The organism is Pseudomonas sp. K5002 (genome assembly GCF_013386655.1).
Lineage (GTDB): Bacteria > Pseudomonadota > Gammaproteobacteria > Pseudomonadales > Pseudomonadaceae > Aquipseudomonas.
Window position 1 is genome coordinate 1 of record NZ_JACARK010000456.1, and the last position, 11,525, is coordinate 11,525.

Annotated in this window: 13 protein-coding genes and 1 pseudogene; 8 read left to right on the plus strand and 6 right to left on the minus strand. The window is 61.6% G+C overall.

The features are described from left to right. Together lysA and HX846_RS20235 are read right to left on the minus strand one after the other, a co-directional pair. The coding region (gene lysA, locus HX846_RS20230; protein ID WP_178965980.1) for a diaminopimelate decarboxylase at positions 1–752 on the minus strand (752 nt) is incomplete at its 3' end. Between the two features lie 9 nt (positions 753–761). After that, the gene (locus HX846_RS20235) at positions 762–923 is read right to left on the minus strand and encodes a lipoprotein (protein ID WP_003208801.1); all 162 of its coding nucleotides are present in this window, start codon (positions 921–923) and stop codon (positions 762–764) included. Between the two features lie 239 nt (positions 924–1,162). Here HX846_RS20235 and cyaY point away from each other — a divergent pair, with 239 nt between their 5' ends. From cyaY to rnk, 3 genes are all read left to right on the plus strand, one after another. Further along, the gene (cyaY, locus tag HX846_RS20240) at positions 1,163–1,495 is read left to right on the plus strand and encodes an iron donor protein CyaY (RefSeq protein ID WP_003208803.1); all 333 of its coding nucleotides are present in this window, start codon (positions 1,163–1,165) and stop codon (positions 1,493–1,495) included. A gap of 2 nt (positions 1,496–1,497) precedes the next feature. Then, complete coding sequence (locus HX846_RS20245) at positions 1,498–1,716, plus strand: DUF1289 domain-containing protein (RefSeq protein ID WP_003208805.1); 219 nt, start codon at positions 1,498–1,500, stop codon at positions 1,714–1,716. Between the two features lie 131 nt (positions 1,717–1,847). After that, entirely contained in the window at positions 1,848–2,258 is a 411-nt protein-coding gene (rnk, locus tag HX846_RS20250; protein WP_003208808.1) for a nucleoside diphosphate kinase regulator, read from the plus strand. On the opposite strand, the gene HX846_RS20255 is transcribed toward rnk, so the two are convergent. From HX846_RS20255 to HX846_RS20265, 3 genes are all read right to left on the minus strand, one after another. Next, on the minus strand, positions 2,255–5,092 hold the full coding sequence (locus HX846_RS20255; protein ID WP_178965981.1) for a class I adenylate cyclase: 2,838 nt from the start codon (positions 5,090–5,092) through the stop codon (positions 2,255–2,257). The genes rnk and HX846_RS20255 overlap by 4 nt on opposite strands. 168 nt (positions 5,093–5,260) lie before the next feature. Further along, positions 5,261–5,509: a TIGR02647 family protein gene (locus HX846_RS20260; RefSeq protein WP_003208812.1), complete on the minus strand. Its 249-nt coding sequence runs from the start codon at positions 5,507–5,509 to the stop codon at positions 5,261–5,263. 148 nt (positions 5,510–5,657) lie between these two features. Then, the gene (locus tag HX846_RS20265) at positions 5,658–5,942 is read right to left on the minus strand and encodes a hypothetical protein (protein WP_003208814.1); all 285 of its coding nucleotides are present in this window, start codon (positions 5,940–5,942) and stop codon (positions 5,658–5,660) included. A gap of 125 nt (positions 5,943–6,067) precedes the next feature. Between HX846_RS20265 and HX846_RS20270 the strand changes: the two genes are divergently transcribed. Then, positions 6,068–6,727, plus strand: a complete 660-nt coding sequence (locus HX846_RS20270) for a glutathione S-transferase family protein (protein ID WP_003208816.1) — start codon at positions 6,068–6,070, stop codon at positions 6,725–6,727. Positions 6,728–6,837: 110 nt separating this feature from the next. Here the strand turns inward: HX846_RS20270 and argH are convergent, their stop codons facing one another. After that, a complete protein-coding gene (argH, locus tag HX846_RS20275; RefSeq protein WP_003208818.1) occupies positions 6,838–8,232 on the minus strand; it encodes an argininosuccinate lyase in 1,395 nt (464 codons plus the stop codon). A gap of 562 nt (positions 8,233–8,794) precedes the next feature. Between argH and HX846_RS20280 the strand changes: the two genes are divergently transcribed. The 4 genes and pseudogenes from HX846_RS20280 to HX846_RS40440 form a co-directional block, all read left to right on the plus strand. After that, positions 8,795–9,541: a LytTR family DNA-binding domain-containing protein gene (locus HX846_RS20280; RefSeq protein ID WP_003208820.1), complete on the plus strand. Its 747-nt coding sequence runs from the start codon at positions 8,795–8,797 to the stop codon at positions 9,539–9,541. Positions 9,542–9,679: 138 nt separating this feature from the next. Further along, complete coding sequence (gene hemC / locus HX846_RS20285) at positions 9,680–10,621, plus strand: hydroxymethylbilane synthase (RefSeq protein WP_008439333.1); 942 nt, start codon at positions 9,680–9,682, stop codon at positions 10,619–10,621. Further along, entirely contained in the window at positions 10,618–11,385 is a 768-nt protein-coding gene (locus HX846_RS20290) for a uroporphyrinogen-III synthase (RefSeq protein WP_102604070.1), read from the plus strand. Before hemC ends, HX846_RS20290 begins: the two co-directional genes overlap by 4 nt. Before the next feature lie 18 nt (positions 11,386–11,403). Next, positions 11,404–11,525, plus strand: a pseudogene (locus HX846_RS40440) (heme biosynthesis operon protein HemX); the annotation flags it as partial.

Consider the following 11,525-nt stretch of genomic DNA (forward strand, 5'->3'; position numbering starts at 1 on the left):
AGCGGCGGCTCTTCGTCGCGATAACGCACACCCACGCCGCCACCGAGGTCGATGTGGTGCAGGTAGATGCCGCACTCGCCGAGGCGGTCGACCAGCGCCAGCAGGCGGTCGAGGGCGTCGAGGAACGGTGGCAGGCTGGTCAGTTGCGAGCCGATATGGCAGTCGACACCCAAGACTTCCAGGTTCGGCAACTGCGCGGCGCGGATGTACACGTCCTCGGCGTCGGCAATGGCGATGCCGAACTTGTTCTCTTTGAGACCGGTGGAAATGTACGGGTGAGTGCCGGCGTCGACGTCCGGGTTGACCCGCAGGGAGATCGGCGCGCGAACGCCCATCTCGGCGGCCACCACTTGCAGGCGCTCCAGCTCGTCGGTGGATTCGACGTTGAAGCAGTGCACGCCAACTTCCAGGGCGCGGCGCATGTCTTCGCGGCTCTTGCCGACGCCGGAGAACACGATCTTGTCAGCTTTGCCGCCAGCGGCCAGCACACGCTCAAGCTCGCCCCGGGACACAATGTCGAAACCGGCGCCCAGGCGCGCCAGGACATTGAGTACACCCAGGTTGGAGTTGGCTTTTACCGCGTAGCACACCAGGCTTGGCGTGCCTTCCAGCGCATCGGCAAAGGAGCGGTATTGCGCTTCGATGTGGGCACGGGAGTACACGTAGGTCGGGGTACCAAAGCGCTCGGCGATGGCGGACAGCGCGACACCTTCCGCGAACAGCTCGCCGTCCCGGTAGTTAAAAGCGTCCATGATGTTCCCTTAGTAGGTGTCGTGCTTGTGCGCTTTGGTTTGCGACGATTGCGCCTGTTCATTCGGGTCTTTGCTGTCATCGGGCAGATACAGCGGGCCTTTTTGACCACAGGCACTAACGAGGCAAGCGACCGCGACGAGCGCAGCAAGGGAAGAGATCAGGCGCTTCATGGCGAAATCCTTGAATATGCATTAATTGCGCCCGAGTATACCGACCACCCGCCGGATTGCCTATGCGCCGAAATACCCGTCCGGCGGGGCTTTGCCGAGTTTGTTGCGATTGTGCTTACACCAATCGAGGATAATTCACACGGCTGTGGGTAATGAAATCGGTATCCTTTGCAATCATGATGGCGCGTCCGTATTGTGCGGCGCTTGAGCGAGACCAGACACTTTTCGAGGTTCCCACAATGAGTTTGACCGAAGCGCGTTTTCACGACCTGGTGGATGCGACCCAGCAAGCGCTGGAGGATATTTTCGACGACAGCGGCCTGGATGTGGACCTGGAGAACTCGGCCGGTGTGCTCACCGTCAAGTTTGAAAATGGCACCCAATTGATTTTCAGCCGCCAGGAGCCCCTGCGTCAGCTATGGCTGGCGGCGCGTTCCGGTGGTTTTCACTTCGATTACGATGAAGAAGAAAAACGCTGGACCCACGACACCACCGATGAGCTGCTGAGCGAAATGCTCGCGCGCCTCACCCAGGAACAAGCCGGCGTCGAGCTGGACTTCGACGAGATCTGATCGTGACGCAGCCCGTTCCCGTACGCCCGCCCAAGCCGCTGTTCAGCAATGTCAGCCCGGCGGTGCCGTCACCTTGTATCAGTTTATGTCGGCTGGATGAGCACAAAGTCTGCCTCGGTTGCTTCCGTCATGTGGAAGACATCCGCGAATGGCGCTCTGCCGACGATGCGCGACGCCGCGTGATCGTCGCCCAGGCCGAGCAGCGCAGGACCTGCGCCTGAGGCCGTCTTGTTTATTTATTGTGCTGTGGTAGTGTCCGGATACACCTCAACTCATCGAGGTCCGTGAGAACCCCGCCTTTTCCTGGCGGGGTTTTGCTTTTTTGTGCAGAAAAAAGGAGTCTGCCTGAATCATGACCGCACCTTCCATCATCCTCACCCGTCTTGACGTGCAGCGTCTTGAGCAACTGATCGACCGTGTCGGCGAGGCGTCGCCGGGCGTTGAAGCCCTGCAACACGAACTCGACCGCGCCGAAGAAGTGGTTGGCCACGATGAAGTGCCTGCATCTGTCGTGACCATGAACTCCAGCGTGCATTGCCGTGAACAAGGCAGTGGCAAGGACTATCACCTGACCCTGGTCTACCCCAAGGACGCGAACGCCGACGAAGGCAAAATCTCGATCCTGGCGCCGGTGGGCAGTGCATTGCTGGGCCTGCAAGTCGGCCAGCATATCGACTGGCCAGCACCGGGTGGCAAGACCCTCAAGCTTGAATTGCTCGGCGTCGAAGGCCAGCCGAAAGACGGTGGCGCCTTTCCTCTCTAAACCTGGTTCAGCGCTTCATTGAGCGCCAGTTCCAGATCAGCCTTGTAGCGCAGGTACAGATTGCTCGGGCTTTGAACATCACCGAGCAGGCCGGACAGGTCCAGATCGGTGATGTAGCAGCGGTAACGCTCGGCTTCCCGGCGTTGCCCGACGATTTGCTGGGCGACCACCGCAAACAGTTGGTCGCCAAATTCCAGCTCGGAAAACTCCCGTTGATTGCAGTACAAGGTGATCCCCACCTGGCCCGGTGCTGCCTTGCCGATAATCGCCTGCACGTCGTAGAACGGCTTGTTGGCCGGGGTTTGCGGCGCTGGGCGCGGTTCGGCCCGCCGTGCACGGCCGCTGCCTGACGGCAACAGCTGGTAATACAGGATTTGCACCGCGCCGAAGGGCTGTTGCGGATCCAGCGGCAGCAGCGCGTCGCGGCGATAAATGATCGACTGCAGGAAGCGCTGCAACGGCACCAACAGGCTTTGCTCGTCGTGGAACGGCAGGTGTTGCTGCCAGAGCGCGTTGAACTCATCCAGCACGTACAGCTCGGCAACTCCGTCGTTGATCCGGTAGAACACCTGCACACAGTCGGGCAGGCCCATGGGCAGCAGCAGCGCCAGGTCGTGGTCTTCCAGGGCCATGGTGTCCAGGTGCAGCGGGCTGTAGCTGGCCAGTTCCTCACTGAGGTAGGCGATCAGCGCGTCCTGGGTCGCCAGTGACACATGGTTGGCCTGGCCGGGTGTCAGCTCCATCACGTGGTAGTGCTGTTGCACCTGCAACAGGTAGCGAGGGTTTTCCTGGCCCAGCAGCAGGTTTTGCGCAGTGTCGAAGATTTCTTCCACGCGCTGGGCAATGAACTGCGCGCGGTTGTGGCAGAAACAGCGCACCTGCAAGCGCGGCAAGTGATTGGGCGGTAGCTGATTGAGGTAGTCGCGCAGGCAATCGAGCAGCGCGTGGGGGCCGTCATAGCGGCTGACCATCACCTCGTTCCAACTGTTGAGCGTGACCTGGTCCAGGGTCAGCACCAGGTTTTCCCGTACGCCCGCGTAACTCAGGGAGTCGGTGCGCTCGGTGGTCATCAGGATGTTCAAGTCCCGGTGATGCTTGAGCGGGTCGACGCCGACGTTGATCAGCAGCAGCACTTCCTCGGGCACTGCCGAGCGCAGCAGGCGGTCTTCATCGACGCTGGCCAGGGGCAGGACGACAGTTTGTTGCAGGCTGCCCAGCAGGTTGAACAGCTCGAATTCGGTCATGTCACTGCTGCCAGGATGCAGCGCCAGGCGGGTACTGCTGTCGATCACACCGTTGCGGTGGCACCAGGTGAGCATTTCCAGCAAATCGCGGCTGCGCTTGATCGGCGCGAAGTGCTCCCATTCCAGGGCGGTCAGGCTGCCGTTGTACAAGCCCCAATGATGCTGGCCGGGCTCTTTGCGGTTGGGCGACTGCACCAGGGTCAGGGTGTCTTCGGCAAGGTCGGGCGCAATGCCGGGGTTGATGAATTCGACCTTGCCGGCCTTGCGCTCGAAGGCAGCGTACAGGCGCCGGCCCAGCACATTGAGGTCGCGCTTGTTGATCAGGCTGACGGTCTGTTCGGTGCGGGCAAACTGGGTCAGGAAGCGATAGCTGTAGTTCAGCTCGTTGACCAGCGCCCGGCGTTCGGAGGCCACCTGGCGGACTTTCCATTGGCTGCGGCTGTCCAGCAGGGCCAGTTGGCGCTGGTCCCAACCCCATTCGCTGGCCAGGCGCTCCAGCAGCAAACGCTGCCACCCGGTGCGCTGGCCCGCGCTGAGCTTGCGGTTGACCTTCAGGTACAGGCTGCGCCGCACCAGTTCCAGGCGTTCCGGCTCATTACGGGCCTTGAGGTACTCCTCGATCCGGCGGTAGACGACGATGTACGGGTCCAGTTCGTCCAGGTCCAGCTGATTGGCAAACACAGCGCGCTTGAAGCGCAGGCTCAGGCACTGCACCTTCGGGTGCTCGCTGGCGTAGACCTCGGTCAGCAGGAGTTTCAGTACTGATTTGTAGGGCGATTCGATGCCCTTGAACAACTGCCACAAGCCGGCACCGATAAATTCACCCGGCGGGATGTGCGCCAGGTGGCCCAGGTCGAGGGTTTCATCGGCGCGAATAAAGCGTTTGGAAATCAGCGCGTGGGTGAAGTCGGCATAGCGGGTTTCTTCGTACACCGGCACCAGCCACCAGATCGGCGTGCGCCCGGCCAGCCAGATGGCGGTGCGGTAGAACTCGTCCAGCAGCAGGTAATGCTGGCTGGTGCCGCAGTCTTCTGAACTCAGTTGGGTGTCGCGCTCGCCCTGGATAAACCGCGTCGGCTCGATCAGGAAGAAGTGCGCCTCGGCGCCCATGCTCAGGGCCCAGGTTTCGAGCAGTTGGCATTTCTTGCGCAACTCGGCCAGCTCGTTCTCGCTGAGATCGGCCGCATGGCAGACCCACACGTCCATATCACTTTGATCGGCCTGGGCCAGGGTGCCCAGGCTGCCCATCAGGAACAGGCCGTGAATCGGCCGCGGTGGGTTGCCGTGGCGGGGCTTGTAGGAAAACGTGCGGGTCAGGCGCTGGGCCTCGGCCAAGGCTTGCGCGTCGGGTTCAAAATTCGACAGGCCGGCCGGCGTGCTGCCCGACACATAGCCCGGCAACAGCGGGTGATTCACGTGGAAAAACAGCGGCAGCAGGGTCAATACGCTTTGCTGGCGTGGTGTCAGCCCCTCGACGGCCCGGGCCATGCGGCCTTCGTTCAGGGCCAGAAACCGCGCGCGCAACTGGGCCAGCACCTTGCGGTCGATGCCTTCGTCCAGGTCGGGGCGGATTTCGTGGGTGCGGGTCATGTCGAACTCGGTGGCTCGCAGGGCCCGACGTGGGCGGCCGTGTGGGAGTTTACAGCCAGTAGCGTAGGAGGTTTAGAGGGAATTTGTTTTTGACGCCGGAATTTTATCCCGGGCGCGGGAATGCCCGCGGAATCCGTGAAGAGAGGATCCCGTGGGCGATACGAGGTGTCAGGCGGCTTCTTTGGCGGTCGTCAGAATAGTCAGCAGGCTTTGTGCGTGTTCGGCAGCGTCCCGGCCGAGGCTGGTGAGGTAACCACCGTCTGGCTGGTCGATCAGGTCTTTATCAAACAGGCGCCGGGCGGCGGCAATGGCAGTGGGAGCGGCAGTCTGATGAACTTTCAGACCTTCCTGGGAGCTGCCCAGGTTGAAGAGTGCAAGGATTTCCAGTTCGGCAACCAACTCAGGGGTATACGACATAAGGACTCCAGACTTTCTAGGAATTTTTAGACGTTAGCAGCCATAAGGTGAACGCACTTGGGCGAGCTGTCCAGTCGGAACTCATGCGGTGTTGATGTGGGGCAGGATTGTGGCCAGCAAGAGTTTGCTGGCCAGCGCGGTGTGAGGCTTATTGCTTCTCGGGCGGCAGCTCCGGCAGCGCACGCAACGCAGTTTCATACCATTCGGTATTGAAGGCGCGATCTTCTTCGAGCAGCGCGTCAATTTCGATGGCGAGGACGTGGGCCATCATTTGCAGGATGTCTTCGCGCTCGTAGCCCACCAGGGTCAGCTTGTTGAACGTGGCCTTGGCGGCGGGCGGGTTGTCGCTTTCGATCTGGTTTTCGATCGCTTCAATCAAGGTGGTCTCGGCGAACTCTTCTTCGTCGTTGTCGATATCGGTTGGCTCGCTCATGGCAGGCTCCTGGAGGAAAGGGCGCCAGTCTACCCCCATTCACTCGGCTGATGCTGCTGGCCAGGCGCGGCCTCCCGATCTATAACCACTGCTGCCAACCCCGTACACGGCCTGGAGGCTTTGTGATGCTCAAGCTTTATGGATTTTCGGTCAGCAACTACTACAACATGGTCAAACTGGCGCTGCTGGAGAAAGGGCTGCCCTTCGAAGAGGTGCCGTTCTACGCAGGCCAGACCCCTGAAGCCTTGGCCGTGAGCCCGCGGGGCAAGGTGCCGGTGCTGGGTGTCGAGCAAGGGTTTATCAACGAAACCAGCGTGATCCTCGAATACCTCGAACAGACCCAGGGCGGACGATCGCTGCTGCCGAGCGAGCCGTTCCAGCGCGCCCAGGTGCTGGCGTTGTGCAGGGAAATCGAGCTGTACATCGAGTTGCCGGCCCGGGCGTGTTTTGCCGAGGCGTTTTTCGGAATGCCGGTGCCGGAGGCGATCAAGGAAAAGTCCAGGGCGGAGTTATTGCTGGGGATCGCATCGCTGGGGCGGCACGGGAAGTTTGCGCCGTATGTGGCGGGGGACAGTTTCACGATTGCGGATTTGTATTTTGTGTACAGCGTGGACCTGGCCTGTGCCGTGGCCGGGAAGCTGTTCGGGCTGGATCTGTTGGCTGAGTTGCCGAAGGCCAAGGCGTTGCTGGAGCGCTTGCAGGCGCTGCCGAATGCCCAGCGGGTGGCGGCGGACAAGGAAGCGGCGATGCCGGCGTTTATGGCGATGATTGCTGCCAAGAAATAGATCTTGGGTGTTTGTGATGAGGCTTTCGCGAGCAAGCCCGCTCCCACATTTGACCGAGTTCCACCTTTGGAATGCAGTCGAATGTGGGAGCGGGCTTGCTCGCGAAGCTTTTAGCGGCTGGCGAGCAATGCCTGGCCGCGAACCACGGCAGCCTTCACCTGCGCCGGCGCAGTCCCGCCGATATGGTTACGGGCATTCACCGAGCCTTCCAGGGTCAGCACCGCAAACACGTCCTGCTCGATCTGGTCGCTGAACTGGCGCAGTTCTTCCAGGCTCATTTCCGCCAGGTCCTTGCCGGTGTCCACGCCGTACTTCACGGCATGCCCGACGATCTCGTGGCAGTCGCGGAACGGCAGGCCACGGCGTACCAGGTAGTCCGCCAGGTCGGTGGCGGTGGAGAAACCGCGCAGGGCCGCTTCACGCATGATGGCGTGCTTGGGCTTGATCGCCGGGATCATGTCGGCAAAGGCACGCAACGAGTCGCGCAGGGTATCGGCGGCGTCGAACAGCGGTTCCTTGTCTTCCTGGTTGTCCTTGTTGTAGGCCAGCGGCTGGCCTTTCATCAGGGTCAACAGGCCCATCAGCGCACCGAATACACGGCCGCTCTTGCCGCGTACCAGCTCCGGCACGTCGGGGTTTTTCTTTTGCGGCATGATCGAGCTGCCGGTGCAGAAGCGGTCCGGCAGGTCAATGAACTGGAATTGCGCGCTGGTCCACAGCACCAGCTCTTCGGAGAAGCGCGACAAGTGCATCATCGCAATGCTGGCCGCGGCGCAGAATTCGATGGCGAAGTCACGGTCCGACACGCCGTCCAGGGAGTTGCCGCCCACAGCGTCGAAACCCAGCAGCTGCGCGGTGTATTCGCGGTCGATCGGGTAGGTGGTGCCAGCCAGTGCAGCGCTGCCCAGAGGCATGCGGTTGGCGCGCTTGCGGCAGTCCACCAGGCGCTCGTAGTCGCGGCTGAGCATTTCGAACCAGGCCAGCAGGTGGTGGCCGAAGGTCACAGGCTGTGCGGTCTGCAGGTGGGTGAAGCCGGGCATGATGGTGCCGGATTCACGCTCTGCCTGCTCCAGCAGGCCTTTTTGCAGGCGGGTGATTTCTGCCAGGATCAGGTCGATCTCGTCCCGCAGCCACAGGCGGATATCGGTAGCCACCTGGTCGTTACGGCTGCGACCGGTGTGCAGTTTCTTGCCGGTCACACCGATGCGGTCGGTGAGGCGGGCCTCGATGTTCATGTGCACGTCTTCCAGGTCGACGCGCCAGTCGAAGGTGCCGGCTTCGATCTCGCCACGGATGGTGGTCAGGCCGTCGATGATGCTGTCGCGCTCGGCGTCGGTCAGCACGCCGACCTTGGCCAGCATCGTGGCGTGGGCGATCGAGCCCATGATGTCGTGGCGGTAGAGGCGCTGGTCGAAAGTGACGGAGGCGGTGAAGCGCGCGACGAAGGCGTCGACGGGTTCACTGAAGCGGCCGCCCCAGGACTGGTTGGTCTTGTCGGTGCTCATGGATTCGCTCGTGATCTGCTGGAAAGAGGGCATGAAAGTGTGGCGCCGATAATAACAGGGTTGCCCCCGGAGGCGACGATGCCGGGGCGGGGCATTTTTATTTGTTTCCAAGATGGCTAAGTGCCTTGCCCCCGGACTCGCGCAGGACGAGACTGGAGCCAGGACCGATCGGGGGGGAAACTTGCGGTCCTTGGTCAAACAAAGCGTGTTTATTGAAACGATATTTGACGATTGAGCAATATCGTCTTCGCCAGCGTCTACAGTTGCACTGATAGAGCTTCGCGCTGACGGAAGGTGCACTGCACCAATGCCGGGCGATGAGGTCGAACTCCAGGCTATCCATTAGAGAGGGGGTGTTCGTATTGTGTATCAGCAAACCCTACGACGATGCCCGAAGGCAGCAGGCTTTGGGCGCGATTGAACAGGTCCGGGTAAATATTGGTGCCACTCTCGGGGCACTTTTTGCCGCTCGCGCTAGTCTTAGCGTGGATCGCCGTGACGGAAGTCACCGCACCTGTCTACGCTATCCTTGTGCGAGACTCACGCAGGAATCCAGCGCAATATGAATGTCCTGATCGTTGATGACGAACCCCAAGCCCGCGAGCGACTGAGCCGTTTGGTCAGTGAACTCGAGGGTTACAATGTCCTTGAGCCGAGCGCCACCAGTGGCGAGGAAGCCTTGGCCCTTATTGACAGCCTCAAGCCGGACGTCGTGTTGCTCGACATCCGCATGCCGGGCCTTGATGGCTTGCAGGTGGCTGCCCGCCTGAGCGAGCGAGAATCGCCGCCTTCGGTGGTGCTGTGCGCCTCCCAGGATGAGTTCTCTTCCGAGGCCCTGGATGCCAGCGGCGCCAGTTTCCTGGTCAAGCCGATCAATGCCGATGCGTTGCTTCGCGCCTTGAAAAAGGCCGAGCGTCCCAATCGTGTCCAACTGGCAGCCTTGACCCAGCCCGCAGCCCAGGGCGGCAATGGGCCACGCAGCCATATCAGCGCCCGTACCCGCAAGGGCATCGAGTTGATTCCCCTGGACCAGGTGGTCTACTTCATCGCCGATCACAAGTACGTGACCTTGCGTCACGAGGCTGGTGAAGTGCTGCTCGATGAGCCACTCAAGGCGTTGGAAGATGAATTTGGCGACCGCTTTGTGCGCATCCACCGCAATGCGCTGGTGGCCCGCGAGCGAATCGAGCGTCTGCAGCGCACGCCGCTTGGGCACTTTCAGCTGTTCCTGAAGGGCCTCAATGGCGACGCCCTGATCGTCAGCCGGCGCCATGTCGCCGGTGTGCGCAAGATGATGCAGCAGCTTTAGCCCGAGGGCTGACGCGAGCTTCACCGCCCATATCCCGGTGCGACGCGGCCAGGGAGGCCCCGCACTTGCTGATTCAAATCAAAGCGCATTTGCCTGAGCTGTTATTATCTGCCGTATCTATTCAGTACGGATTGATCCATGTCCTCTCGCGAAATCCGCATCGCCACCCGTAAAAGCGCCCTGGCCTTATGGCAGGCCGAATACGTCAAAGCACGCCTTGAGCAGGCTCATCCTGGACTGAAGGTGTCCCTGGTGCCCATGGTCAGTCGCGGCGACAAGCTGCTTGATTCGCCATTGTCGAAAATCGGCGGCAAGGGCCTGTTCGTCAAGGAGCTGGAAACCGCGCTGCTGGAAAACGAAGCCGACATCGCCGTGCACTCGATGAAAGATGTGCCCATGGACTTCCCTGAAGGCCTGGGCCTGTTTTGCATCTGTGAGCGCGAAGACCCCCGCGACGCCTTCGTTTCCAATACCTATGCCTCCCTGGATGAGCTGCCGCTGGGCAGCGTCGTCGGCACCTCCAGCCTGCGTCGCCAGGCGCAGTTGCTGACCCGCCGCCCGGACCTGCAAATCCGCTTCCTGCGGGGCAACGTCAATACTCGCCTGGCCAAGCTCGACGCCGGTGAATATGACGCGATCATTCTCGCGGCAGCCGGCTTGATCCGCTTGGGCTTTGAAGACCGCATCACCTCGGCCATCAGCGTCGAAGACAGCTTGCCGGCCGGCGGGCAGGGCGCTGTGGGCATTGAATGCCGCACCGCCGACAGCGAAATTCATGCGCTGCTCAAGCCGCTGGATCACCAGGACACCGAAATTCGCGTCACCGCCGAACGTGCCCTGAACAAGCACCTCAACGGTGGCTGCCAGGTGCCGATCGCCTGTTACGCCGTGCTTGAGGGCGAGAACCTCTGGCTGCGTGGCCTGGTGGGCGACCCGAGTGGTGGGTTGTTGCTCACCGCAGAGATTCGCGGGCCGCAAAGCGAGGCCACCAGCCTGGGTATAAAGGTCGCCGAGGAACTGCTGGAAAAAGGCGCCGGTGCCATTCTGCAAGCGGTGTACGGCGAGGCCGGGCCGCAGTGATGCAATGGCGTGTACTGCTGACGCGGCCTGCCGAGGAGTCGGCGGCCCTGGCGGCGACGTTATCCGAAGAAGGTATTTTCAGCAGCAGCCTGCCGTTGCTGGAGATTGAAGCGCTGCCTGTCACGCCTGAACAACAGGCGGTCTTTCGCGAGCTGGACCGCTATTGCGCGGTGATCGTGGTGAGCAAGCCGGCCGCGCGCCTGGGCTTGCAGTTGTTGGCTCAACACTGGCCGCAACCGCCGGCGTTACCGTGGTTCAGTGTCGGCGCTGCTACGGCGCAGGTGTTGGCCGAGCATGGCCTTGATGTCAGTTATCCCCACGACGGCGACGACAGTGAAGCCTTGCTTGAACTGGTCGCCTTGCGCGAGGCTATCTCGAAGCCCGGCGCCCGGGTGCTGATCCTGCGGGGCGAGGGCGGGCGAGAGCTGCTGGCTGAGCGTTTACGCGAGCAAGGTGCTAGTGTCGACTATCTGGAGTTGTATCGCCGTTTCCTGCCGGACTACGACCGTGCAACGCTGACCCAGCGCATAAACGTGGAACGCTTGAACGGCGTGGTGGTCAGCAGTGGGCAGGGTTTTTTACACCTGCAAGCGCTGGCCGGTACAGATTGGCCCCAGGTGGCACAGCTGCCGTTGTTCGTGCCCAGCCCGCGAGTCGCCGAGATGGCGCGTGCCGCTGGCGCGCAAGAAGTTGTGGATTGTCGTGGCGCCAGTGCCGCGGCTTTGTTAGTGGCGTTACGGAGTGTTTCCGTTCCCACTCTCTAATACGCAAAGGATGGATACGTGAGCGAAACAGCCTTGCCTAAAGATGAAGCTCAGCCCGCGCTTGATGCGCCTGTTGAGACACCGGTCACCGCCGCCCCGCGCCGTGGCAACGGCCTGGCCATCGTGGCCTTGTTGCTCGG

Bases quoted from the DNA above. Each gene is read 5' to 3' on its own strand.
- HX846_RS20235 (WP_003208801.1), bottom strand. From the start codon at position 923: ATGAAGCGCCTGATCTCTTCCCTTGCTGCGCTCGTCGCGGTCGCTTGC.
- cyaY (WP_003208803.1), top strand. From the start codon at position 1,163: ATGAGTTTGACCGAAGCGCGTTTTCACGACCTGGTGGATGCGACCCAG.
- rnk (WP_003208808.1), top strand. From the start codon at position 1,848: ATGACCGCACCTTCCATCATCCTCACCCGTCTTGACGTGCAGCGTCTT.
- HX846_RS20255 (WP_178965981.1), bottom strand. From the start codon at position 5,092: ATGACCCGCACCCACGAAATCCGCCCCGACCTGGACGAAGGCATCGAC.
- HX846_RS20260 (WP_003208812.1), bottom strand. From the start codon at position 5,509: ATGTCGTATACCCCTGAGTTGGTTGCCGAACTGGAAATCCTTGCACTC.
- HX846_RS20265 (WP_003208814.1), bottom strand. From the start codon at position 5,942: ATGAGCGAGCCAACCGATATCGACAACGACGAAGAAGAGTTCGCCGAG.
- HX846_RS20270 (WP_003208816.1), top strand. From the start codon at position 6,068: ATGCTCAAGCTTTATGGATTTTCGGTCAGCAACTACTACAACATGGTC.
- argH (WP_003208818.1), bottom strand. From the start codon at position 8,232: ATGAGCACCGACAAGACCAACCAGTCCTGGGGCGGCCGCTTCAGTGAA.
- HX846_RS20280 (WP_003208820.1), top strand. From the start codon at position 8,795: ATGAATGTCCTGATCGTTGATGACGAACCCCAAGCCCGCGAGCGACTG.
- hemC (WP_008439333.1), top strand. From the start codon at position 9,680: ATGTCCTCTCGCGAAATCCGCATCGCCACCCGTAAAAGCGCCCTGGCC.